23 protein-coding genes are annotated in these 24,095 nt (G+C 37.1%); 20 read left to right on the forward strand and 3 right to left on the reverse strand.

The genetic code is table 11. From position 1 onward, the window contains the following. Positions 1 to 3: 3 nt before the first annotated feature. A complete protein-coding gene (locus MKY09_RS07885) occupies positions 4 to 138 on the reverse strand; it encodes a YqzM family protein (protein WP_169358045.1) in 135 nt (44 codons plus the stop codon). Positions 139 to 292: 154 nt separating this feature from the next. Between MKY09_RS07885 and holA the strand changes: the two genes are divergently transcribed. Continuing rightward, positions 293 to 1,297, forward strand: coding sequence for a DNA polymerase III subunit delta (holA, locus tag MKY09_RS07890; protein WP_342568019.1), 1,005 nt, complete (start codon positions 293 to 295; stop codon positions 1,295 to 1,297). Between the two features lie 194 nt (positions 1,298 to 1,491). Here the strand turns inward: holA and rpsT are convergent, their stop codons facing one another. Then, a complete protein-coding gene (gene rpsT / locus MKY09_RS07895; protein WP_169358047.1) occupies positions 1,492 to 1,740 on the reverse strand; it encodes a 30S ribosomal protein S20 in 249 nt (82 codons plus the stop codon). A gap of 159 nt (positions 1,741 to 1,899) precedes the next feature. On the opposite strand from rpsT, the gene gpr reads away from it, so the two are divergent. The 3 genes from gpr to lepA all read left to right on the forward strand — a co-directional run bounded on the left by gpr (position 1,900) and on the right by lepA (position 5,710). After that, the gene (gene gpr / locus MKY09_RS07900; RefSeq protein ID WP_342568020.1) at positions 1,900 to 2,910 is read left to right on the forward strand and encodes a GPR endopeptidase; all 1,011 of its coding nucleotides are present in this window, start codon (positions 1,900 to 1,902) and stop codon (positions 2,908 to 2,910) included. A 54-nt stretch (positions 2,911 to 2,964) separates the two neighbouring features. Next, on the forward strand, positions 2,965 to 3,819 hold the full coding sequence (spoIIP, locus tag MKY09_RS07905; RefSeq protein ID WP_342568021.1) for a stage II sporulation protein P: 855 nt from the start codon (positions 2,965 to 2,967) through the stop codon (positions 3,817 to 3,819). 61 nt (positions 3,820 to 3,880) lie between these two features. Beyond that, entirely contained in the window at positions 3,881 to 5,710 is a 1,830-nt protein-coding gene (gene lepA / locus MKY09_RS07910; RefSeq protein WP_169358050.1) for a translation elongation factor 4, read from the forward strand. Positions 5,711 to 6,047: 337 nt separating this feature from the next. Here lepA and MKY09_RS07915 read toward each other — a convergent pair whose 3' ends face one another. After that, positions 6,048 to 6,380 carry a DUF3889 domain-containing protein gene (locus MKY09_RS07915; RefSeq protein WP_342568022.1) on the reverse strand — a complete coding sequence of 111 codons (333 nt, stop codon included), beginning with the start codon at positions 6,378 to 6,380 and terminating at the stop codon, positions 6,048 to 6,050. A 256-nt stretch (positions 6,381 to 6,636) separates the two neighbouring features. Here MKY09_RS07915 and hemW point away from each other — a divergent pair, with 256 nt between their 5' ends. The 16 genes from hemW to MKY09_RS07995 all read left to right on the forward strand — a co-directional run bounded on the left by hemW (position 6,637) and on the right by MKY09_RS07995 (position 23,781). Further along, positions 6,637 to 7,770 carry a radical SAM family heme chaperone HemW gene (hemW, locus tag MKY09_RS07920; RefSeq protein WP_298472905.1) on the forward strand — a complete coding sequence of 378 codons (1,134 nt, stop codon included), beginning with the start codon at positions 6,637 to 6,639 and terminating at the stop codon, positions 7,768 to 7,770. A 96-nt stretch (positions 7,771 to 7,866) separates the two neighbouring features. After that, positions 7,867 to 8,904, forward strand: a complete 1,038-nt coding sequence (hrcA, locus tag MKY09_RS07925; protein ID WP_298472902.1) for a heat-inducible transcriptional repressor HrcA — start codon at positions 7,867 to 7,869, stop codon at positions 8,902 to 8,904. A 17-nt stretch (positions 8,905 to 8,921) separates the two neighbouring features. Continuing rightward, positions 8,922 to 9,503 (forward strand): nucleotide exchange factor GrpE, encoded by a 582-nt coding sequence (grpE, locus tag MKY09_RS07930; protein ID WP_342568023.1) that lies wholly within the window; start codon positions 8,922 to 8,924, stop codon positions 9,501 to 9,503. Positions 9,504 to 9,590: 87 nt separating this feature from the next. Continuing rightward, complete coding sequence (gene dnaK / locus MKY09_RS07935; protein ID WP_169358055.1) at positions 9,591 to 11,420, forward strand: molecular chaperone DnaK; 1,830 nt, start codon at positions 9,591 to 9,593, stop codon at positions 11,418 to 11,420. A 151-nt stretch (positions 11,421 to 11,571) separates the two neighbouring features. After that, positions 11,572 to 12,693 (forward strand): molecular chaperone DnaJ, encoded by a 1,122-nt coding sequence (gene dnaJ / locus MKY09_RS07940; RefSeq protein WP_298472896.1) that lies wholly within the window; start codon positions 11,572 to 11,574, stop codon positions 12,691 to 12,693. 13 nt (positions 12,694 to 12,706) lie between these two features. Continuing rightward, on the forward strand, positions 12,707 to 13,651 hold the full coding sequence (gene prmA, locus MKY09_RS07945) for a 50S ribosomal protein L11 methyltransferase (protein WP_298472893.1): 945 nt from the start codon (positions 12,707 to 12,709) through the stop codon (positions 13,649 to 13,651). Positions 13,652 to 13,664: 13 nt separating this feature from the next. Next, positions 13,665 to 14,405 (forward strand): 16S rRNA (uracil(1498)-N(3))-methyltransferase, encoded by a 741-nt coding sequence (locus MKY09_RS07950; RefSeq protein ID WP_298472890.1) that lies wholly within the window; start codon positions 13,665 to 13,667, stop codon positions 14,403 to 14,405. Positions 14,406 to 14,420: 15 nt separating this feature from the next. Beyond that, positions 14,421 to 15,761, forward strand: coding sequence for a tRNA (N(6)-L-threonylcarbamoyladenosine(37)-C(2))-methylthiotransferase MtaB (gene mtaB / locus MKY09_RS07955; protein WP_251555584.1), 1,341 nt, complete (start codon positions 14,421 to 14,423; stop codon positions 15,759 to 15,761). A 105-nt stretch (positions 15,762 to 15,866) separates the two neighbouring features. Further along, complete coding sequence (deoC, locus tag MKY09_RS07960) at positions 15,867 to 16,538, forward strand: deoxyribose-phosphate aldolase (protein ID WP_169358060.1); 672 nt, start codon at positions 15,867 to 15,869, stop codon at positions 16,536 to 16,538. A 113-nt stretch (positions 16,539 to 16,651) separates the two neighbouring features. Beyond that, positions 16,652 to 16,825 (forward strand): 30S ribosomal protein S21, encoded by a 174-nt coding sequence (gene rpsU / locus MKY09_RS07965; protein WP_004227078.1) that lies wholly within the window; start codon positions 16,652 to 16,654, stop codon positions 16,823 to 16,825. A gap of 403 nt (positions 16,826 to 17,228) precedes the next feature. Then, a complete protein-coding gene (locus MKY09_RS07970; protein ID WP_298472869.1) occupies positions 17,229 to 18,212 on the forward strand; it encodes a phosphotransferase in 984 nt (327 codons plus the stop codon). 398 nt (positions 18,213 to 18,610) lie between these two features. Next, entirely contained in the window at positions 18,611 to 19,939 is a 1,329-nt protein-coding gene (locus tag MKY09_RS07975) for a nodulation protein NfeD (protein WP_298472866.1), read from the forward strand. A gap of 11 nt (positions 19,940 to 19,950) precedes the next feature. Further along, positions 19,951 to 20,937: a flotillin-like protein FloA gene (gene floA, locus MKY09_RS07980; RefSeq protein WP_298472933.1), complete on the forward strand. Its 987-nt coding sequence runs from the start codon at positions 19,951 to 19,953 to the stop codon at positions 20,935 to 20,937. A 27-nt stretch (positions 20,938 to 20,964) separates the two neighbouring features. Further along, on the forward strand, positions 20,965 to 21,432 hold the full coding sequence (locus MKY09_RS07985; RefSeq protein ID WP_298472864.1) for a hypothetical protein: 468 nt from the start codon (positions 20,965 to 20,967) through the stop codon (positions 21,430 to 21,432). Between the two features lie 289 nt (positions 21,433 to 21,721). Further along, positions 21,722 to 22,831 carry a sporulation protein YqfD gene (locus MKY09_RS07990; RefSeq protein ID WP_169358064.1) on the forward strand — a complete coding sequence of 370 codons (1,110 nt, stop codon included), beginning with the start codon at positions 21,722 to 21,724 and terminating at the stop codon, positions 22,829 to 22,831. Next, positions 22,828 to 23,781 (forward strand): PhoH family protein, encoded by a 954-nt coding sequence (locus MKY09_RS07995; protein ID WP_298472861.1) that lies wholly within the window; start codon positions 22,828 to 22,830, stop codon positions 23,779 to 23,781. The genes MKY09_RS07990 and MKY09_RS07995 overlap by 4 nt, the downstream gene beginning before the upstream one ends. Positions 23,782 to 24,095: the final 314 nt, after the last annotated feature.

Raw genomic sequence — 24,095 nt, forward strand, 5'->3', positions numbered from 1 at the left:
GAATTATCGAGCAAGAAACTCAATAACTACTGCAATTACAAACATAATTGTAAAAAATCCAAAGGAGACTACAAAGCCTACGCCAGAATCGATCGCGTCATTACGCTTCGACTGTACATTTTGCTCAAATTCATTCATTGTTACCCCTCCTATTTCCACATAATTATATAGGATAGCGAAAAAAAAATCTACATACAAACTTTTCTTTTTCAGTATTAATACATATTGTCACAAAGTTTTCACTACAATTGCGTTATAATAAATATACTAATGATGAGCAAGGAGATTCAAAATGATTTCAGAAAAATGGATGCAAATCTCTAATGGTAAAATATCAAACGTCTATTTATTATATGGCACGGAAGCTTATTTTATCGAAGAAACAATAAAAAAATTAAAGAATAAACTCGAAGAAGATGGAGAGGCAGAAGTCATTTACTTCGATCTAGAAGAAAAAAATATTGAACATGTCATTTACGAGGCAGACACACTTCCTTTTTTCTCTGAGAAAAAGTTAATAATCGCAAAAAATGCATTTTTCTTAAAAGCCTCGGAAAAAGGCAAAGAAAAAATTGTTCACGATACAGCTCTACTAGAAAGTTGGCTTAAAGATCCTTCTTCTACTGCCATTGTTGTGTTTGTAGCACCTTATGAAAAGCTGGATGAGCGCAAAAAGATAACAAAGGCAATAAAGCAAACAGCAAATGTGATTGAAGCTGCGGGTCTACAAATTCATGACTTAAAAAGCTGGGTGTTACATGAAGTTTCAAATGAAGGAAAAACGATTACAGATGAAGGTGTTGAACGACTAATTGAAAGTGGAGGAACAAATTTAGTTCACCTAAGAACAGAAATTGCTAAAATTTCGACATATATTGGAGAAGAGAATGAGATTGATGCAGATACCGTCAAATCTTTACTTGTTAGAACGCTAGAGGAGGACGTTTTCACTTTAGGGAACGCGTATTTATCTGGACGAAAGAGTGAAGCAATGGCGATTTATCATGATTTACTTAAGCGTAAGGAAGATCCTTTGAAGCTAAATGCCTTGATCGCTTCTCAAGTGCGATTAATGATTCAGGTGAGTCATCTAAAGAAAAAAGGCTATCATGCGCAACAAATTGCGTCTCAATTAAAAGTGCACCCTTACAGAGTAAAATTACTATTCGACAATCCACTGTTACATCAAGAGGAAAAGCTCTTAAATACATTAAATGATTTGGCTACAGTAGATTTGCAGTTAAAGTCCTTGAATACAAATAGAGACCGTATTCTTGAATTATTTTTGTTAAAATAATGGCATCTGGTTTGAAAGATTAACTTGTCAGTTCGACGAGGGAGTATAAGGAATTATTTTTAAGACAAAAATAATAGAGAGCTTGGAAATTGTTCTCCAAGCTCTTTTTCTATTCCTGAAACTTCTTAGAAAATATGATTTAATGAAAAAAAATAAAGACTGACCGAGTTTGACATCGGAACAGTCTTTTTTATTTACGCTTTTTTCATTAATTGAGCTTTCTTACGAGAAGCTGCGTTTTTATGAATTAAACCTTTAGAAGCTGCTTTTTCAACTTGTTGAATCGCAGTTTTAATAAGTTCTTTTGCGTTTTCATCGTTATTAAGTGCAGCAGTGTCAGCTTTTTTGACAGCAGTACGCATAGCTGATTTTGCCTTTGCATTTTGAGTGTTTAAAGTCTCATTTTTCTTAACACGTTTGATTGCAGATTTAATGTTTGGCATACCTTTCACCTCCTAGTAAGGTCTGAGATGATACATTTTGTTGGTAACTGAATTTATACAACAAGCATTATTTTAACAAACGAAAAAACAAATTGCAATATATAAATGCAAAGAATATTTACTTGACACTTTGAACAAACTATTTCAGAGGTGATAATTATGTGGGGAAGAACTGATTTAATCGATGAATCGGATGAAATGGTAAAGCACCGATCGGAAAATCAAAAAGATACATTGGCAAAATCAAAAGGTATAAAATTTGAGGAATCAAGGAATGGAGCCGTATTGGTTACATCGATCGAAGTGGATGCAGAAGGGGAGAAACAAATAGGTAAAAAACAAGGGAAATACATTACCTTGACCGATCTAACCTTAAGTCCAGATGATGAGAAGAGCTTTGAGAATATTGCCAGGGCCTTTGTCGACCATCTTCGGAATATGCATCAAGAAATTAAACTCACAGATCAATCTAAAATATTAATCATTGGACTTGGAAATGCAACTATTACTCCTGATGCAATTGGTCCCAAGGCAATCGAGTATCTTCAAAATTCATCCTTGACCAACAATGAACGAGTAAAGGTAGTTATGTATGCGCCGGGTGTTACTGGTCAGACTGGTTTCGAAACTAGCGATTTTGTTAGTGCGATTAGTGAAGCATTTCAACCTGATTTAATTATAGTGATGGATGCTCTTGCTGCAAGGAATAGCGAACGTTTATGTAAGACAATCCAAATAACTAATACAGGTATTCATCCAGGGTCAGGAGTAGGTAACCAGCGTAAGGAAATTTCTAAAGAGGTATATAATGTGCCGGTTACTGCAATTGGTATACCTATGGTGGTAGATGGACCTGTATTATATGCAGATGCGGTAGAGCAGGTTATTCATCATGTTGCAGCACGTGTAGAGGAAAAAGGGAAACCTTCCTCTGCCTTAGCAGTTACTCCTATGGTTTCTAATAAGACGAACATTGATAAAAAGGTCCTACAGCCTATCTTTGGTGAATGGGTTGGCTGGTCAACTGATGAAAAAAGAAAATTATTTGAGGAAGTATTTGTTGGAAAAAATCCATCCTTATTTGTTACGCCAAAGGAAACAGATTTATGGGTGGAACAGTATGCTTACATGCTTTCTACGGGTATTGAAACCTGGCTTGTAAGTAAATAAGTCGTTCTAAAAATCCTTCTCTTCTCATACGATTGTGTGAGGAGAGTGGAACCTATGACTAATACGTTAAAGAAGCTAACTACGATTTTATTACTCTTATTTTTGGCGCCTATTATTATTGCAACAGTCCAAACACCTCTAAGCATGGACGCAACAACTGAAAAAGCAGTAGAAAAGAAAAAAGAGGATATCCCAGTTGTTTATGCGGCACAAATTGAAACACCGCCGGTAACTGAGACCGAAACTGAAACTGAAACGGAAGCTATAGCCGATCCGGTAGCAGAAATTTTGCAACCGCCAAGAAAAGCTTTCGTGTACTTTACCCATTGGCAAGAAGCTTTTAAACCAATATTAGCTGCCAGCGGAGAAAAAATTGAAATCTATCATCCAGAAAAAAATATTACTAATTTTCAAGAGCAAATTACTGCTCAGTTTGCTTTTCATAATGTAGAAACTGATTTTCTAACAAGCGACAATCCACATGGTACAAAAGATTATCACTCGGTTAGACCTCTAGTCCAGAAAGCCTTATCTCAAAACAATTATGATATTGTACTAGACATTCACCGAGACTCTGCAAAAGCAAAAGTGACTACGTTAAAAGTTGGAGAAGAGAGCTATGCAAAAATCATGCTTGTTGTAGGCGGCGAGCATGCGAACTATAAATGGAATGAGCAACTAGCTAATAAACTATCGGAACAAATGAATACAATAGTGCCAGGTATATCAAGAGGCGTTTTCTTGAAAACTGGAAAAGGTGTAGATGGAGTCTACAATCAAGACCTAAATAAAAACACTATACTTATTGAATTAGGTGGCATTGACAGTACAGAAGTCGAACTAAATAGGACAATTGCAATCTTAGCGAAAGCAGTTTCAAATGTTTTTGATCAACAAAATGCATCCTAACATTGATGTATCGCTTGTTCACTGCTATAATTCATAATAGTTTAATTAGGAGTGAACAAGCATGAATAATGAAGAGAGACTGGCACGACAGAAAAAGATACGAAACTTTTCTATAATCGCCCATATAGATCATGGGAAGTCAACGCTTGCTGACCGTATTTTAGAAAAAACAAAGACGTTAACATCTAGAGAAATGAAAGACCAATTGTTAGACTCTATGGATCTTGAAAGAGAACGTGGAATTACAATTAAATTAAATGCAGTTCAGCTAAAGTATTTGGCACAAGATGGGGAAGAATATATTTTCCATTTAATCGATACTCCTGGACATGTCGATTTTACTTATGAGGTATCTAGAAGCTTAGCAGCCTGTGAAGGTGCTATTTTAGTTGTTGATGCTGCACAAGGAATTGAGGCACAAACGTTAGCTAACGTTTATCTTGCATTAGATAACGATTTAGAGATTTTACCAGTTATCAATAAAATTGATTTACCTGCAGCTGATCCAGAGCGTGTAAAAAAAGAAGTGGAAGAAGTAATTGGTTTAGATGCTTCAGAAGCTGTTCATGCCTCAGCAAAAGCTGGTATTGGTATAGAAGAAATTTTAGAGCAAATCGTGGAAAAAGTTCCTGCGCCAACTGGTGATCCAGAAGCACCTTTAGAAGCATTGATTTTTGACTCATTATTTGATCCATACCGTGGTGTAATTGTTTATATTCGAATTATGCAAGGAACCGTAAAACCTGGAGATCGCATTAAAATGATGTCTTCGGGCAAAGAATTTGATGTTGTAGAAACAGGGGTCTTCACACCTAGAACTACTCAACGTGATGAATTGACTGTCGGAGATGTTGGTTTCTTAACAGCCTCTATGAAGGATGTTGGCGATTCGAGTGTTGGGGATACTATTACTTTGGCGAATAATCCGGCACAAGTGGCATTAGCGGGTTACCGTAAGATGAATCCAATGGTGTTCTGTGGATTGTACCCAATTGATAACTCTAAATATAATGATCTTCGAGATGCATTAGAAAAACTGCAGCTAAATGACTCTGCACTAGAGTTTGAACCTGAATCTTCCCAAGCCCTAGGTTTTGGATATCGCTGTGGCTTCCTTGGATTGCTCCATATGGAGATTATTCAAGAACGTATCGAGCGTGAATTTAAAATTGATCTTATTACGACAGCACCAAGCGTTATCTATAATGTAAAGTTGACTAGTGGAGAGACTTTAAAAGTTGATAATCCTTCTATGATGCCAGACGTTCAAAAGGTAGACGCAATAGAGGAGCCTTATGTTAAAGCCTCTATCATGGTTCCAGAGGATTATGTTGGATCTGTTATGGAGCTTTGCCAACGTAAGCGTGGTAACTTCATCACAATGGATTATTTATCTTCTGCTCGTGTAAATATTATCTATGAAATTCCACTATCCGAGATCGTCTATGATTTCTTTGATTCATTAAAATCCAGCACTAAGGGTTATGCTTCCTTTGACTACGAACTTATCGGTTACAAGGAATCTAAACTACAAAAGATGGATATTTTATTGAACGGGGAAAAAGTAGATGCTTTAAGCTTTATCGTGCACAGAGATTTTGCATACGAGCGCGGGAAGCTTATTGTTGAAAAACTAAAAGCACTAATTCCGAGACAGCAGTTTGAGGTACCAGTTCAAGCAGCAGTCGGACAAAAAATTATTGCACGATCTACGATTAAATCCATGGGTAAAAACGTTTTAGCTAAATGTTACGGGGGAGATATCTCACGTAAACGTAAACTTCTTGAAAAACAAAAAGAAGGTAAGAAACGTATGAAACAAGTAGGTTCTGTAGAAGTACCTCAAGAAGCGTTTATGGCAGTCCTTAAAATGGATGAGCCGAATAAATAATATTAGTTTGCCATGGAGAGGTTTTTAAACCCTCCATGGCTTTTATTTGTTTAGGAAATTATAAAACTCGGACCTATTGAGAAATTGATGTCTAGCTCCACCGCCTTGCCCCTCGGGGTCAAATGGATAAAAGCTCCGGTGGCTGGGGTACTGCCTCCTCGCTTTTCCCCATTTGCCTGTCGGGGCAGGGATAGGCGGTTTCGCTTTTCTAGATGTCTAGCTCCACCGCCTTGCCCCTCGGGGTCAAATGGATAAAAGCTCCGGTGGCTGGGGAACTGCCTCCTCGCTTTTCTCCATTTGCCTGTCGGGGCAGACATAGGCGGTTTCGCTTTTCTTATTATCGAGAAGTTTCTTGAAATTCAATATTAACTAATTTGCCTGTTTCCGTTGTATATTTAATATTTATAAAAACTCCAAATTCCTTATTGCCATCCTTCATCCACAATTTAAACCTTTCAATGGTTGAATCCTCTTTTGTTTCACTTCCTATATGCAAGTAGTCAATAATAGTCGCATTTGGATATTTAGTTTGTGTCTCCTTTACCGCTAGCTTTCCCCATTTCGCATATGCTGGAACTTGGTCTTGAGCATATGTGCTTGAATACATATTCATGGACACAGTGGTTGCTAACATACATATACCTATGGCTATAAACACTTTTTTAATCATCTTCATACCATCTCCTTTTCTTTAAGATGGTTATCTTGCTTAAAATCATTCCAACTTAATAAATAAATCGGAAAACCCTGTGTAATTTCAATAGTTTGAAGGAACATGAATTATAAGCTATAATTTATGTAGGTAATTACGGAAAACAGTATTCAAATTAGTGCAATATTTGATGCTTGATAAATAACTAGGAGAAGGAGGCACTATTTGCCTCCTTCTTCGTATTTATAAAAGAACGTAGAAAGAAGGCTTATTAATGGTACGCGGAGTATATATACACATCCCTTTTTGTCATCAAATATGTAATTATTGTGATTTTAATAAATTCTATTTTCATAATCAGCCAGTAGATGAGTATATTGAGTCTTTAGGAAAAGAAATGGCTCTTTGGAAAGACGACTTATCGAAAGGTCATATAGAAACTATTTTTCTTGGTGGAGGAACTCCAACTTCTTTATCACTTGAACAGTTAGATCGGTTGTTAACACTTATCCAAGAGCATATTCCACTGGATCATGTAAAGGAGTTCTCATCAGAAGCTAATCCAGATGAGCTTACCCTGGAAAAAATGCAGCTCATGCGAAAATTTGGTGTGAATAGATTAAGCATGGGAGTGCAAACTTTCAATCAAGACTTGTTAAAAATATTAGGTAGAACCCATTCCAATGAACATGTATATAAAGTAATTGAATATGCGAAGGAAACAAATTTCCCCTCTATAAGCATTGATTTAATGTATGGATTGCCAAATCAAACGATGGAGCAATGGAAGGAATCTCTCCAAGAGGCTTTTAAGCTGAAGATACCTCATATCTCTGCATACTCGTTACTAGTTGAGCCTAAGACCATATTCTATAACCTTCTTTCAAAAGGGAAATTATCATTACCAGGTGAAGATTTAGAAGCTGAAATGTATGGATTCTTAATGGATGAAATGAAAGCGAACGGATATCACCAATATGAGATTAGTAATTTTTCTCATGAGGGAAAAGCCTCCGAGCATAATCTTTTATATTGGAACAATGACGAATATGTTGGATTAGGGGCTGGCGCCCATGGTTATGTAAATGGAATACGATATTCTAATCATGGCCCTCTTAAAAAGTATATGCAGCAGTTAGATTTAGGTGAAAAGCCTATTATGATGCAAAAAGAGGTTACTTATGAAGAAAAAATGGAAGAAGAGATGTTTTTAGGTCTTCGAAAAAACAGAGGAGTTTCTTTAACCGTCTTCGAACAAAAATACAGCAAGACTTTGCATGAGGTATACGGGAAAGAAATCGAAGAGTTAATTCATAAAGAGCTTGTGGCTTTAGAAGAAGACCACATTTTCCTTACAACTCGAGGACGTTTTGTAGGTAATGAAGTATTTCAATATTTCCTTAAATAATTTGGCGCATAATCGTTGACAGTTTTCTTTAGATTTGATAAGTTTTATATGAGTATTAGCACTCTCTACAGATGAGTGCTAACAGAGGTGATAATCATGCTAACTAACAGGCAATTATTAATATTGCAAGTAACGGTAGATGATTTTATTGATACCGCTCAGCCAGTTGGATCTCGTCAACTTTCGAAAAAGGAGGAAGTACCGTTTAGTCCTGCTACGATTCGAAACGAAATGGCAGATTTAGAAGATATGGGTTATTTAGAAAAAACTCACACCTCTTCTGGCCGTGTGCCATCAGAAAAAGGCTATCGTTACTATGTAGACAACTTACTAACTCCACAAATGGTTTCAAAAGAAGAGATTAAACAAATTCGTTCCGTTTTCGAGGAAAGAAAGGTTGAGACGGAGCAAATAATTCGTAAGTCAGCTAATATTTTGTCTGAACTAACGAGCTATACCTCTATTATGTTAGGCTTAGATGTGAGAAAGCATCGAGTCAAAAGATTTTCAATTGTTCCTCTTACAGACGATTCTGCAGTAGCTATAATCGTTACGGACAGTGGTCATGTTGAAAATCGAGTTTTTTCTATTCCTGAGGCCTTTACTGCTTCCGATATTGAAAAAATGGTCAATATCATAAACGAACATTTAGTTGGTGTATATTTACACGAGCTACAAATGAAGTTAGAAGCTGTCACTCAGTTCGTCTTACGTCAGAATAACGGTCGGTTAAATGACCTACTTGGTTCTCTAAACCAAGCGATGATAATTGAGCATGAGGATAAAGTGTACTATGGTGGAAAAATGCAATTGTTAAGCCAGCCTGAATTTAATGATGTGGAAAAAGCAAAAAGCATTATGTATTGGATGGAACACGTCAATGAATTCCCTGGACTTTTCCATTTGAACAAAAAAGGCATCAATATCAGTATTGGTTCTGAGAATAACCAATTTGGAATGAATAATTGCAGTATAATCACAGCTTCTTATGATATTGGAGAAGAGCAAAGTGGTTCTATTGCCATCATAGGTCCCACGAGAATGGATTACAAACGTGTAGTATCTTTGTTGGATGTAATGAGTGGGGACTTATCTAGAGAGTTGTCTAGAATATTACGAGGTCAACACGAATAAAGGAGAGTTGCTGCTAAATGGAAAATCAAAAAGAAGAAGTAAAAGATGTATCGACTGAAGAAGAATCAGCAGAACAAGAAATGGTAACTGAAGAAGCGATCGAAATTAAAGAAGCAGATGTATCAGAAGAAGCTACTGAAGCAGAAGAAGTAGACGAACTAACGCTTTTGAAACAACAATTAGAAGAAGAACAAGATCGTACGGTAAGACTGCGTGCTGACTTTGAAAACTACAAACGTCGTGTTCAAAAGGATAAAGAAGCAGACTATAAATATCGTGCCCAATCTTTACTTAGCGATTTGTTACCTGTATTAGACAACTTAGAACGAGCACTTGCTGTTGAAGCTACATCTGAAGAAGCGATTTCTTTAACTAAGGGTGTAGATATGGTTTATCGTTCTCTTGTAGCAGCTGTTGAAAAAGAAGGATTGGAATCAGTTGAGTCAGAGGGAAAACCTTTTGATCCAAATCTTCACCATGCAGTTATGCAGGAAAAAGACGAAAGCCAAGATTCAGGTATTGTTCTTCAAGAACTACAAAAAGGCTACAAATTGAAGGATCGAATTCTTAGACCAGCAATGGTAAAAGTAAACGAATAAAATATAAACTGATTTTTATTGGTGTCCATTAGGTTGCCAGTTATAATATAAATTGCATATAACAGTATTTATTAGGAGGAAAATTGTATGTCAAAAATTATCGGTATTGACTTAGGAACAACAAACTCATGTGTATCTGTACTAGAAGGCGGAGAGCCAAAAGTAATTCCAAATCCAGAAGGAAATCGTACAACTCCATCTGTAGTAGCTTTTAAAAATGGCGAAAAACAGGTTGGGGAAGTAGCTAAACGTCAATCTATTACAAACCCAAATACAATTTCTTCAGTTAAACGTTTAATGGGAACTAGTGAAAAAGTAAGTGCTGAAGGAAAAGACTATACTCCTCAAGAAGTATCAGCAATGATCCTTCAATATTTAAAAGGTTTCGCAGAAGAATACCTTGGAGAAAAAGTTACAAAAGCAGTAATCACTGTTCCTGCATATTTTAATGATGCAGAACGCCAAGCTACAAAAGATGCTGGGCGTATCGCAGGGCTAGAAGTTGAGCGTATCATTAACGAACCTACTGCTGCAGCGCTAGCTTACGGCTTAGATAAAATGGATCACGATGAAAAAATCCTTGTTTATGATCTAGGTGGAGGTACTTTTGACGTATCTATTCTTGAACTTGGAGATGGTGTATTTGAAGTACTAGCTACAGCTGGGGACAACCGTCTTGGTGGGGATGACTTTGACCAAGTAGTTATGGATTTCCTAGTACAAGAGTTTAAAAAGGATAACGGTATTGATCTTTCTAAAGACAAAATGGCAGTGCAACGTTTGAAAGATGCTGCTGAAAAAGCTAAAAAGGATCTTTCAGGTGTTACTTCAACACAAATCTCATTACCATTCATCACTGCTGGTGAGGCAGGTCCACTTCACTTAGAAGTTACTATGACTCGTGCTAAATTCGATGATTTAACAGCTCATTTAGTAGAGCGTACAATGGTTCCAACACGTCAAGCATTAAAAGATGCTGGATTATCTTCTTCACAAATTGACAAAGTTATCTTAGTTGGTGGATCTACTCGTATTCCAGCTGTACAAGAAGCGATTAAAAAAGAAACAGGTAAAGAGCCACATAAAGGTGTTAACCCAGATGAAGTAGTAGCAATGGGAGCAGCAGTACAAGGTGGAGTTTTAACTGGTGACGTAAAAGACGTAGTACTTTTAGACGTAACACCACTTTCTTTAGGGATTGAAACAATGGGCGGAGTATTTACGAAGTTAATTGAACGTAATACGACAATACCAACTTCTAAATCTCAAACTTTCTCAACAGCTGCTGATAACCAACCGGCAGTAGATATTCATGTATTACAAGGTGAGCGTCCAATGGCAGCTGACAATAAAACGCTTGGTCGTTTCCAACTTGCGGATATTCCACCAGCACCTCGTGGAGTACCACAAATCGAAGTGACGTTTGATATCGACAAAAATGGTATCGTAAATGTTAAGGCGAAAGATCTTGGAACACAAAAAGAGCAAACAATTACAATTCAATCTAATTCATCTTTATCGGATGAAGAAATTGAACGTATGGTAAAAGAAGCAGAAGCAAATGCTGACGCGGATAAAGTACGCAAAGAAGAAGCAGAAGTTAAGAATGAAGCGGACCAATTAGTGTTTATGACTGAAAAAACACTAAAAGATTTGGAAGGCAAAGTTTCAGACGATGAGAAAAAATCTGCTGAAGATGCAAAAGAAGAGTTAAAAGCAGCTCTAGAAGCTGGAAATTTAGAAGATATTAAAGCGAAAAAAGATAAATTAAACGAAATCGTTCAACAGCTGACTATGAAGCTTTATGAACAAGCACAAGCGGATGCAGCGGCTAACGGACAACAAGAAGACGGGCCATCTGATGACGGTGTAGTCGATGCAGAGTTTGAAGAAGTAAAGGACGATAAAGACAAGTAATGTCAACAGGAAAAGTCAAAGACCGTTTTCGGCTTTGGCTTTTTCCATGTAATTAGTAGCATGGAGAAATACGCTATTTGTTTTGCTATTAGGAATTTATCCATGTTACAATTATCTTTATGTGTAAGTTAACAGAGCAGGAGAGTGAACTATGAGCAAACGTGATTATTACGAAGTCCTTGGAGTAGCCAAGGGAGCTTCTGGAGATGAGATAAAAAAGGCGTATCGCAAATTATCTAAACAGTATCACCCAGATATCAATAAGGAAGCTAACGCTGAAGATAAATTTAAGGAAATTTCAGAAGCATATGAAGTATTAAGCGACGATCAAAAACGTGCACAATACGATCAATTCGGTCATGCAGGTCCTAACCAAGGTTTTGGTGGCGGATTTAGTGGCGCGGATGGATTTGGATTTGAAGATATTTTCAGCTCGTTCTTTGGAGGAGGAGGTTCGCGTCGTCGTGACCCGAATGCTCCTAGAAAAGGAAATGACCTTCAGTACTCTATGACTATAGAATTTGAAGAAGCAGTATTTGGTATGGAAAAAGAGATTGAAGTAGCTAAAGAAGAAACTTGTGATACGTGTAATGGTACTGGAGCTAAAAAAGGCACACATCCAGAAAAATGTACACACTGTAACGGAAACGGTCAAGTTAATGTTACGCAAGACACTCCTTTCGGAAGAATTCAAACGAAACGAGCATGTAATTATTGCGAAGGAACTGGGAAAATTATCAAAGATAAATGTTCAACGTGTCATGGTAATGGAACAGTTAATAAGCGCAAGAAGATTAAAATCACTATTCCAGCGGGTGTAGATGATGGTCAACAATTACGAGTTAGCGGTCAAGGTGAACCAGGTGTAAATGGTGGTCCAGCAGGAGATCTATACGTTGTATTTAGAGTGAAAGCCGATCCAAGATTTGAACGTGATGGTGACGATATTTATTACGAATTACCTTTGACATTCGCACAAGCGGCACTTGGGGATGAAGTAGAGATTCCAACTGTCCAAGGAAAAGTAAAATTAAAAATCCCAGCGGGCACGCAGTCTTCTACGAAATTCCGTCTTAAAGGAAAAGGTGTAAAAAATGTGCATGGCTATGGCATGGGAGATCAGCATGTAATCGTAAAAGTAATCACGCCTAAGAAACTGACTGAAAAACAAAAACAATTATTACGTGAGTTTGCAGAAATCAGCGGTGATATACCGGAAGAGCAAGGTAGTACATTATTTGACAAAATCAAGAGAACGATAAAAGGCGAATAAGGAGTTGGAGCAAGTGAAATGGTCTGAGCTATCCATTCATACTACTAATGAGGCAGTGGAAGCAGTAAGCAATATTTTGCATGAAGCTGGTGCTAGTGGAGTAGTAATTGAGGATTCAGAAGAGTTGGCTAGAGATAGAGAAGATGTTTTTGGAGAGATCTACAGCTTAAATCCAGATGATTTTCCAGTAGACGGAGTGCGTATTAAAGCTTATTTGGCTGAAACAAGCTTTCTATTAGAAACGGTGGAAGAGATCAAACTTGCGATCAACAACTTACTAAATTTTAATATTGACCTTGGACATAATATTATAACCGTAACCGAAGTAGACGAAGAAGATTGGGCGACTGCTTGGAAAAAGTACTATCACCCAGTTAAAATCTCTAACAGATTTACAATTGTTCCTACTTGGGAAGAATATAATAGAGTGAACTCTGATGAATTAATTATAGAGTTAGATCCAGGTATGGCGTTTGGTACAGGGACACACCCTACTACCGTTATGTGCTTGCAGGCACTTGAAAAAACAGTGAAGCCTAACCTATCAGTTGTCGATGTAGGCACTGGTTCTGGTGTGTTATCTATTGGAGCAGCTAAACTAGGGGCAGTTACAGTTCACGCACTTGATTTAGATGAAGTTGCAGTAAGATCTGCACAAGAAAACATCGCGATTAATAGAGTGAGCGATATTGTAAAAGTTACTCATGGTAATCTATTAGACAATATTACAGAACAAGCAGATATAGTTGTTGCCAATATTTTAGCTGAAATCATTATGACATTTACCGATGACGCTTATACTATTGTTAAGTCTGGTGGGCTATTCATAACTTCTGGAATAATTTCGACTAAAAAAGATGATGTGAAAACTGCTCTTCAAAATTCTGGTTTTGAAATAGATGAAATAATGATGATGGAAGATTGGGTAACTATCATTTCAAGAAAGCCTGTTAAGTAAAGGAGTAGTTGTCTTGCAACGTTATTTTACAGAAAAACCGTTAGATGAGAATTCTACTATAAAAATTCTTGGAGACGATGCGCATCATATGATTCAAGTGATGCGCATGTCACCTGGTGATGAAGTTTATATAGTGGCCGCTAAAGAAACGTATATTATGACTATTCTTTCTGGAACTAGCAAAGAAGTCATTTTAGAAACAAAAGAAAAAGTGTTAAAAACAAATGAAATGCCAATTAAGGTTTCTATTGCCTGTGGATTACCAAAGGGTGACAAACTAGAACTAATCACACAGAAGGCCACTGAACTTGGTATGCATTCCCTCTTTCCTTTTGAAGCAAAGCGCTCTATCGTGAAATGGGACAAGCAAAAAAACGAGAAAAAAATAGCAAGACTGCAAAAGATTGCAAAAGAAGCGGCGGAACAGTCCCATCGCTCATCTATTCCTCACATACATAGTCCTAAGAGCTTGAAAGACCTAATAGAAGTCTCTAAGCAATATGACGTTAAATTTGTTGCTGATGAAGAGGATGCAAAATTAACTGAGCGACAAAAGTTTGCTGACCAATTAAAAAAGGTGTATGATAAACAATCGATACTGATTGTTTTTGGTCCAGAAGGTGGACTAGATAGACATGAGGTTAAGCAACTTTTAGACAATGATTTTCAACCCATTGCACTTGGTCCTAGAATATTAAGAACTGAAACTGCGCCGTTGTATGCGCTTGCTGCTATTTCCTATGAATATGAATGAAAGAGGTGTAAGGATATGTCATCCGTTGCATTCCATACATTAGGCTGTAAGGTAAATCATTATGAAACAGAGGCCATTTGGCAACTGTTTAAAGAAAATGGTTATGAACGTACAGACTTCGAAAAAAAATCAGACGTTTATGTAATTAATACATGTACTGTAACAAATACTGGTGATAAAAAGAGTAGACAGGTTATACGAAGAGCTATTCGTCAAAACCCTGATGCTGTTATTTGTGTTACCGGCTGTTACGCACAAACCTCTCCTGCAGAAATAATGGCGATTCCTGGTGTTGATATTGTCGTTGGTACCCAAGAGCGTACAAAAATGCTTGGTTACATTGAACAATACAAAATGGAGCGTAAACCTATTAATGCGGTAGGAAACATTATGAAAAATCGTGTATATGAAGAGCTGGATGTACCTGCTTTTACTGACCGTACACGTGCTTCTCTTAAAATACAAGAAGGATGTAACAATTTCTGTACTTTTTGTATCATTCCTTGGGCACGTGGCTTGATGAGATCCCGAGACCCACAAGAAGTAGTTAGACAAGCACAACAGTTAGTTGATGCTGGTTATCTAGAAATCGTCTTGACTGGTATACATACTGGTGGATACGGAGAAGATTTAAAGGATTATAATCTTGCTCAACTATTAAGAGATATTGAAACAAATGTAAAGGGACTTAAACGTCTTCGAATTAGTTCAATAGAAGCTAGTCAGCTATCAGATGAAGTAATCGATGTTTTAAAGCAATCGAATATAGTTGTAAGGCATTTACACATACCAATTCAGTCAGGCTCTGATACTGTACTAAAAAGAATGCGTAGAAAATATACAATGGAATTTTTTGCAAATCGCTTAGACCGTTTAAGAGATGCACTTCCTGATTTGGCGATTACATCAGATGTAATTGTAGGATTTCCGGGAGAGACAGAAGAAGAATTTATGGAAACATATAGCTTTATTCGTGACCAAAGATTTTCTGAACTACATGTTTTCCCTTACTCAAAACGTACAGGTACCCCTGCTGCTAGAATGGAAAATCAAGTGGATGAAGAAATTAAAAACGAACGAGTACACAGACTTATTAGTTTAAATGATCAGCTGGCTGTAGAATATGCATCTCGCTTCGAGGGAGAGGTTCTTGAAATCATCCCAGAGGAAGTTATCACTTCAGAAACGGGAGAAACCATGGTAGAAGGCTATACGGATAATTATTTAAAAGTTGCTATACCTGGCTCTGAGGAACTGATCGGAAAATTAGTAAGAGTAAAAATAACGCGAGCAGGCTATCCTCAAAATATTGGTCAATTTGTTCGTGTGTTAGAAGAAGTTAAAGAGCTAGTTTGACTTAGGTCACTAGCTTTTTTTGTTGGAAGAAACATAGTTGCTTGGCTTTTCTTATGTTTACTAGTAATATTAAGAGGTACGTACAACTAAGAAGGAGATTTTAAAATGACAAATAATATAGCAGCACTTATAGATCATACGTTATTAAAGCAAGATGCTACTAAAAATCAAATTGAAAAACTTTGTGGGGAAGCAAAACAACATGTATTTGCATCTGTTTGCGTTAATCCGACTTGGGTTAGCCTAAGTGCTTCTCTATTAAAAGACTCACCGGTTAAGGTATGTACAGTAATCGGATTCCCATTAGGGGCTAGCACAAGCGAAGTAAAAGCATTTGAAACTACGGATGCTATTGAAAAAGGTGCAGATGAAATAGACATGGTTTTAAACGTTGGAGCTTTAAAAGACGGCGATTTTGATTATGTTCAAAAGGATATTGAAGCAGTAGTACAAGCAGCTAAAGGCAAAGCTATTGTAAAAGTAATTTTAGAAACTTGTTTATTAACAAATGAGCAGATAGCTAAAGCTAGCGAACTATCTAAATTAGCTGGGGCAGATTTTGTCAAAACTTCTACTGGTTTTTCAACTGGAGGAGCAACTGTCGAAGCAGTTAAATTAATGCGCGAAACAGTAGGTCCTGAGCTAGGTGTGAAAGCTTCTGGAGGAGTTAGAAGTCTTGCTGATTTAGAAGCTATGGTTGAAGCAGGAGCTACTAGAATTGGTGCAAGTTCTGGTGTAGATATTGTAAATGGCTTAGAAAGTAAGTCAGATTATTAATTGGTGAATATTTAAAACCAAAGTATTGACCAAGTCTATAATATACGGTATAATTTTTTAGTACATAACACTTGGTTATGTACTGACGTGTGTTCGGAGGGAGGGAAAGAGAGATGTCAAAAACTGTCGTTCGCAAAAACGAATCGCTTGAAGATGCTCTTCGCCGCTTCAAACGTACTGTATCTAAAAGTGGTACAATTCAAGAGGTTAGAAAGCGCGAGTTTTATGAAAAACCAAGCGTGAAACGTAAAAAGAAATCAGAAGCTGCACGTAAACGTAAGTGGTAATTTAATCCCAACCATCCCTACGTTCAAAACACGTACTGTATGATTAACATTTACAATTATGTAAACCGAGAAAATTTATTTTCTCGGTTTATTTTAATTTATAGTTTAAAAGAGATTAGCTGTATGTAATATAGGGAGCACCGAAAAAATCCATAAACGAATAGAATTGAGCACTCGAACGATTATCGTTCAAGTGCTTTTTTTGCTTTTCTGCGTAAAAAAGGGATTTGTAATTATATCTAGAATGTAAAGAAGATATATGGCTATTGAATTCTTATAGCCGAAACTTCTGGAAGGGGTGACATATTGAAAATGAAAGAATTTCAAAACAGTATACTAATGAGAGGCATTACTTTTTAACTAGGGTATTAACCTCTCAAGGTAATGGGAGGAAAAACAAGAGATGATGAATTTAGAAAACATGGTACACGTATTAGCTTCAAATACCGTCGCTCAAAACCTCGTTGAATTGTGGGAAAATGATGAGGGTTCATTAGAACTATGGCGCGCAAGTTCAAACTTTGTATATGCTTTTAAACAAAATCAAAATCAATATTTTTTACGATTTAGTTTTGAACAGGATCAAACTATGGACCAAATAAAAGCTGAGTTAGAGTATATGCAATATGTATACTTAAATGGTTTTCCATCTGTCGTACCAATTCGTTCAAAGAATGGAGAATTAATTGAAACACTAATGGCTCCTGAAGGAACGTATATGGCTGTTGTGTTTAGTAAAGCAAATGGGATTAACATGGATTCGGATGATATTACTGAAATACAGATGGAGAAGTGGGGAAAATCCCTTGGCTCACTACACACTCTGTCGAAAAAATTCGAGCCTGGATTTGTAAGAAGAAAAAGTTGGTTGGACACAGTGGAGCTCATGGAAGGTGTGTTTCAAAGGCACCCTTCGGATCGTATTGCCCTAGAGGAGCTAAATAAAGTTACGTCATGGCTTCAATCGCTACCGAAGGATAATGATACGTATGGACTCATACACTATGATTTCCAGCTGGATAATATCTTTTTTGAAGAGAATAAAAATTGTTTCCATGTAATCGACTTTGATGATGCAATGTACCATTGGTATGCGATTGATATTGTAATAGCCCTTGATGATTTTATTGGAGAAGAAAATCCTTCTTCAAAAGTATTAATGCAGTCTTTTTTGAATGGTTATCGCTCTAAAATGAATCTAGAAAATGATATAGTGGCTCAATTTCCACGGTTTCAAAGATATGCGAATTTATATAAATTCTACAAGTTATCGATTTCGCTAGATCATGAAGTCATCATGGATGCTCCGTCTTGGTATGATGGGTTAAGGGGAAAGTTAATGCGCGTGAAAGATGACTTAAGAATGACCTTTCAAAAACCATGGTAAATATAGTGTTGTAGGACAAATAAAGGTATGATTTAGTAGGAATCGAAAAAGGAGACTGGATATTATGCCTGTGGTTTCGGTTGATGGAGAGAAAACACGAAAACGTAACTAACAACTGTATTAGCATATGAATTGCAACCGAATTAACAGTATAAAAAACAAGGAAAATGCCCAGGCTTTTATGCCTGGGCATTTTTTTTCGAATCACGTTCTCTTGGCTTGCACCAGGTATTAAGACTATACTCTTGGACCACTGTAATCTCGTCTTCAAATCAATTGACATGAACATAAACAATTAAATTTATCTCATAATCAAAATATTTTTCTTAATAAAATGAAACTTTTAAGATTTTCATCCGTAAACAATAATATACATATAGATGAAGGGAGGTTTAAGTGTGAAATTATCGCGGCTGTTAATTTCTTTTTGTTTGCTGCTTGCCGCTTTTGCTATGTTGACTCCAGCTTTTTCTGCAGACTCCAAGCTAGTCTATAAAGTTCCCGTTTATAAGGAAGTAGAGAATGGTCTGTATGCTTTTTTAAAGCGATCTATTAAGGAAGCGGAGGAAGCAGGAGCAGATGCCATCATCTTCGATATAAACACGCCAGGAGGGTTTGTAAATTCTGCAGAAAGTATCGTGAACTTGTTAGATTCTACCGATATTCGCAAAATAGCCTATATTAATTCAGAGGCATTATCGGCAGGGGCTTACTTAGCACTGCACACAGATGAAATTTATATGTCACCAAATGGTTCTATGGGAGCTGCAGCTGTCATTGACAATGCAGGAAATGCTGCAGACATGAAAGCAACGAGTGCTTGGAAGGCTAAAATGATAAACGCAGCGGAAAGAACAGGGAAAAATCCTATTTATGCACAGGCAATGGCTGATGAATCCGTAGATCTTCCTCAGTACCGAGCAGGAAAGGGAGAATTGTTAACGCTTTCAGCAAATGAGGCCATAGAAGTAGGTTATTCCGAGGGAACTGTTGCGACATTCGCTGAGTTACTAACTGCAAGCAATCTTGAAGGTGCAAAAGTAGTGGAAACAGAGCAAGCTTTTGTAGAAACTCTCGCGCGTATTGTTACAAATCCAGTAGTAGTTCCTATTTTATTATCTCTAGCAAGTCTTGGCTTGGTCCTAGAGTTATATTCACCAGGTTTTGGTCTTCCTGGGACGGTAGGATTACTTTCATTAGGTCTTTTCTTTTACGGGCATCTTGTAGCAGGATTGGCAGGGTATGAATCCATTATTTTATTGGTTTTAGGTATTATATTAATTATCGCTGAATTTTTTGTACCAGGAGGAATTATTGGTATAATAGGTTTAGCAGCTGTTTTATTTAGTATAATATTAGCAGGTGGTAATCTTTTTTACATGAGTGTTGCTGTTTTAATTGCAATAACAGTAGCTATATTAGGAATGGTGATTATTGTGAAATTCTTTGGTAAAAGAGTGAGATTGTTAAATAAAATGATTTTGACGGATGCTACTACTACTGAACAAGGGTACGTTTCTAATCAAAATCGTTTAGATTTAGTTGGAAAAATAGCAGAGACAATGACACAGCTTAGACCTTCAGGGACTATACGTATTGAGAATGAACGTATCGATGCGGTATCTGATGGTAGTTTTATCGGCAAAGATAAGAAAGTAGTAATTATCAAGGTGGAAGGCTCTCGAATTGTTGTTCGAGAAGCAAGAGAAGGGGAGGCAACACAATGATTTCTTCAGGCATGATTGGTACTATAGTTATTATTGTCATTGCATTCATTTTGTTATCGGTATTTTTAACATTTTTCCCGATAGCACTTTGGATTTCAGCATTGGCTGCAGGAGTTAAAATTAGTATTTTCACATTAGTAGGGATGAGGTTACGTCGAGTAATTCCGTCACGTATCGTAAACCCGCTTATTAAAGCACATAAGGCTGGATTAAATGTAACGATCAATCAATTAGAAAGCCATTACTTAGCAGGTGGTAATGTTGACCGAGTTGTTAATGCATTAATCGCTGCACATCGTGCAAACATCGAGTTGACGTTTGAGCGTGCAGCAGCTATTGACTTAGCAGGTCGTGACGTATTAGAAGCAGTACAAATGTCTGTTAACCCTAAAGTTATTGAAACACCGTTTATCGCCGGTGTAGCTATGAATGGTATTGAAGTAAAAGCAAAAGCACGTATTACCGTTCGTGCCAATATCGATCGTTTAGTCGGTGGTGCTGGTGAAGAAACAATTGTAGCACGTGTTGGGGAAGGGATTGTATCTACAATAGGTTCTAGTACTAGCCATGAACGTGTATTAGAAAATCCTGACCTAATTTCGCAAACTGTGTTATCTAAAGGATTAGACTCTGGTACTGCATTTGAAATTCTGTCGATTGATATTGCGGACGTTGATGTCGGTAAAAATATTGGTGCAGAACTACAAACGGAACAAGCTGAAGCAGATAAGAAAATTGCCCAAGCTAAAGCGGAAGAACGTCGTGCAATGGCTGTAGCATCTGAGCAAGAGATGAAAGCAAAAGTTGTCGAAATGCGCTCTAAAGTTGTTGAAGCAGAGGCAGAGGTTCCTCGCGCAATGGCTGAAGCACTTCGTGAAGGTAACATGGGTGTCATGGATTACATGAATTATAACAACATTAAAGCGGACACTGGTATGAGAGACTCAATTAGCAAGGTAGGAAATGACAAGCCTTCAACGGATGAGTTGAAAGACTAGTATTAGCTCAGGAAGGAGGACTTCTCCTTGGAAGGTTTAATAATACCATTAATAATTATTATCCTTAGTTCATTGTTTGGCAGAAAGAAGCCGGAAGAAAAGCCGGCTCCCAAACCTGCACCTCGTAACACCCAAAATGCTCCACAGCAAAAACCTGTTAACCCAAATCCCTTTAAAAGCTTAGGGGATTTAGCAAAAGAGTTTCAGCAGGAGCAACAACAAGCTAGACCCGAAAGAAAACAAACACCTAGAAAGCAAGCTCCAAAACAAGTAGTACAGGCAGCAGCTCCTCCTATTGTTGAAAAAGTCGGAAGAGAAGTAGGGAGAGATCAAGGTGTACCGAGGTCAACAGGCCGTCTTTCTGTCCATCAAGTGGGACCTACAAATATAACAAAAAAATCGGTCGTTCAAGAAATAATGCCCGATACAAAAGAAGAGCTAATGCGCGCCATTGTCTTATCAGAGATATTAGCTCCGCCAAAATCTAAAAGATAACTCATGAACACCCCTTTACATGCATAAATTCATGTAAAGGGGTGTTTTTTATCAAACAATTATTTCCACTCCATGCGAGTATTATGATTGATAACTTTGATGACATTATATTAGATTATGAAATTTCTCTTCTTCGGTTAACAGATACGGAGTTAGTCTGTTCCTACAACCATTATCTTCTAGAAATAAAAGCAGACCGTTTGTCTATAAAGTCCATGTCGATGGAGCGCCTTCATCTTCAGGTAGACAAACTCCTTCACTTTAAATTAATTAGGAAGGAAAGCAGCTGATGCCACAACAATTAATTAGGATCCAATTGCCAAGCTCTACTGATCAGTTTCTATTATTTCAAAAGCTGTTATCACAACAAATTGAAGTATATCGGGTGTATAGCACAGAAGAAAGCTTGTTCTTTTCTATCAAACGTAAGGATCTTAAAGAGTTTAGAAAGATAAGGAAAACATTGAAGATTCCTGTGCATCTAAAAGATGAGACAAAAAATCGTACGATTTCTTTATATTCATATTCCATAATCGGGGTAATCTTTTTTTTCATAATACCAGTGGTTTTGGCACAATTTATATGGAAGATCAATATTGACTCTTATACGCCAGAAAGCAATATTCTAATTACAGAACAACTGAAAGAAATGAAAATTAAAGAACGTATACGTATTTCTTCTTTACCGTCAGAACAAGAAATTCGGCAAAAGTTACTTTTAAAGCATAAGGAGTTCTCTTGGATACACTTCACGCAATCAGGTTCCACTTTAACAGTGACTCCGATGCTTGCTCCAATCACGAAGGAGAGAGAAGTGAAAAATGCTCCTGCATCTCATCTTATTGCTAAAAGAAGCGGCGTTGTTACAGACTTTGAGTTAGTAAAAGGAGTTAGAGCAGTCGAGAAGAATGCTGCTGTAAAAAAAGGTGACATACTTGTAAACGGCTTTGTTACTCAGGGAGAGAAACGAATTATAACTAGCGCAGAGGGCAAGGTCTATGCAAGTTATTGGATAGAGCTTAACTTCGAACTTCCCAAAAAAGTGACCATTGTAAAGCCGACTACTAGAGAAGTGCTGATTGAGAAAAAATCCAATAACAGCAATGAATATTGGAAGGAAATAGCTATGCCTAGATTCTTACAGCCATATTTTAAAGCGGGCTATGTACAGGGCAGTGAAAAAGTTACCTATGACTTAGATGAAGAATCGGTAGAGCATTTAGTTCGACCTTTATTATTTCAAAAAATTATGAATGATTTACCGAGGGGCACTCAAATCTTAGAAGATAAAGTTTTACAGATGTCTATAGAAAATGATAAAGTTAAAGGAAAGATATTATTACTAATAAATGAAAATATTGCAACACCACAAGTTATACCCCAAGGAGACGACACATGAGCCAACAAAAACAATTAGATATTAATCTACAGGATCCAACTGAAGCAGTAATGCTGCTTGGTATTTCAGATAAGAATATTAAACTGATTGAAGAAGAGTTGAAGGTGCAGTTGATCACCAGAGGAGAACTAATACAAATTGCTGGTGAAGAACAAAATGTAGAAGATGCAAGGCAGCTAATCATACAACTTCTACTTGTAATTCGAAAAGGTATTAATATTAACCTTCGAGACGTAACCACAGCTATAGAAATGAGTGCAAATGGAACAATTGAATATTTTGCAAGTCTTTATGATGAAGAAATAGCTCGAAATACTAAAGGGAAGGCAATACGGGCAAAAACCATTGGACAAAGAGAGTATGTCCACGGTATTAGACATACTGATTTAACGTTTGGAATTGGACCAGCCGGTACGGGAAAAACTTACCTTGCTGTAGTAATGGCTACACAAGCTTTAAAAAATGCACACGTTAAGAGAATCATTTTAACACGTCCAGCAGTTGAGGCAGGGGAAAGTCTAGGATTCCTACCAGGAGATCTAAAAGAGAAGGTAGACCCTTATTTACGTCCTTTGTATGATGCATTACATGATGTATTAGGAACAGAGCAAACGGATCGCCTTATGGAACGTGGTACAATAGAAATTGCTCCTCTTGCTTATATGCGCGGCAGAACGTTAGATGATGCTTTTGTTATTCTGGACGAGGCCCAAAATACTACAAAAGCTCAAATGAAAATGTTCTTAACACGATTAGGCTTTGGTTCAAAAATGGTCATAACTGGAGATAAAACTCAAATAGATTTACCAAAAGGTGCAGAGTCAGGTCTCATAGTAGCAGAAAAAATACTACAACAAGTTTCTGGCATACACTTCCAATATTTAGAGCAAGGCGACGTAGTACGTCACCCATTAGTTGCTAAAATTATATCTGCATATGAAGAGCAGTAGTCAATAAGTTAAACGTGAAATCATCAACTTGATTTCACGTTTTTATTTCTTTTTAAAGGCAGTTAATTTCTTAGAACCTCTCCATACTAGCTGTTTGTGAGGAAGAGAACTTCTGTGGGGGATAGCTCAAGCTCCAAACCAAAGCAGGAGCAAAAGCCACGAAAATTTGGAAGGCGTGCCCCTAGGGAAGTATCCTACCAAAAGGAAAACAACCATATAATTGGAATAGAAGCCCCGAAAACTTTATCTCATCGTAGAATTTTTAAGGTTTTTTATTTTCCTCGCATAGAACATGAACCAATTACCGCCAGATA

The sequence above is a fragment of the Psychrobacillus sp. FSL K6-4046 genome (genome assembly GCF_038624605.1).
Classification (GTDB): domain Bacteria; phylum Bacillota; class Bacilli; order Bacillales_A; family Planococcaceae; genus Psychrobacillus.

Excerpts from the sequence above, each read along its gene's own strand:
- MKY09_RS07885 (WP_169358045.1), bottom strand. The coding sequence starts at position 138 with ATGAATGAATTTGAGCAAAATGTACAGTCGAAGCGTAATGACGCGATC.
- holA (WP_342568019.1), top strand. The coding sequence starts at position 293 with ATGATTTCAGAAAAATGGATGCAAATCTCTAATGGTAAAATATCAAAC.
- rpsT (WP_169358047.1), bottom strand. The coding sequence starts at position 1,740 with ATGCCAAACATTAAATCTGCAATCAAACGTGTTAAGAAAAATGAGACT.
- gpr (WP_342568020.1), top strand. The coding sequence starts at position 1,900 with ATGTGGGGAAGAACTGATTTAATCGATGAATCGGATGAAATGGTAAAG.
- spoIIP (WP_342568021.1), top strand. The coding sequence starts at position 2,965 with ATGACTAATACGTTAAAGAAGCTAACTACGATTTTATTACTCTTATTT.
- lepA (WP_169358050.1), top strand. The coding sequence starts at position 3,881 with ATGAATAATGAAGAGAGACTGGCACGACAGAAAAAGATACGAAACTTT.
- MKY09_RS07915 (WP_342568022.1), bottom strand. The coding sequence starts at position 6,380 with ATGATTAAAAAAGTGTTTATAGCCATAGGTATATGTATGTTAGCAACC.
- hemW (WP_298472905.1), top strand. The coding sequence starts at position 6,637 with ATGGTACGCGGAGTATATATACACATCCCTTTTTGTCATCAAATATGT.
- hrcA (WP_298472902.1), top strand. The coding sequence starts at position 7,867 with ATGCTAACTAACAGGCAATTATTAATATTGCAAGTAACGGTAGATGAT.
- grpE (WP_342568023.1), top strand. The coding sequence starts at position 8,922 with ATGGAAAATCAAAAAGAAGAAGTAAAAGATGTATCGACTGAAGAAGAA.
- dnaK (WP_169358055.1), top strand. The coding sequence starts at position 9,591 with ATGTCAAAAATTATCGGTATTGACTTAGGAACAACAAACTCATGTGTA.
- dnaJ (WP_298472896.1), top strand. The coding sequence starts at position 11,572 with ATGAGCAAACGTGATTATTACGAAGTCCTTGGAGTAGCCAAGGGAGCT.
- mtaB (WP_251555584.1), top strand. The coding sequence starts at position 14,421 with ATGTCATCCGTTGCATTCCATACATTAGGCTGTAAGGTAAATCATTAT.
- deoC (WP_169358060.1), top strand. The coding sequence starts at position 15,867 with ATGACAAATAATATAGCAGCACTTATAGATCATACGTTATTAAAGCAA.
- rpsU (WP_004227078.1), top strand. The coding sequence starts at position 16,652 with ATGTCAAAAACTGTCGTTCGCAAAAACGAATCGCTTGAAGATGCTCTT.
- MKY09_RS07970 (WP_298472869.1), top strand. The coding sequence starts at position 17,229 with ATGATGAATTTAGAAAACATGGTACACGTATTAGCTTCAAATACCGTC.
- floA (WP_298472933.1), top strand. The coding sequence starts at position 19,951 with ATGATTGGTACTATAGTTATTATTGTCATTGCATTCATTTTGTTATCG.
- MKY09_RS07990 (WP_169358064.1), top strand. The coding sequence starts at position 21,722 with ATGCCACAACAATTAATTAGGATCCAATTGCCAAGCTCTACTGATCAG.
- MKY09_RS07995 (WP_298472861.1), top strand. The coding sequence starts at position 22,828 with ATGAGCCAACAAAAACAATTAGATATTAATCTACAGGATCCAACTGAA.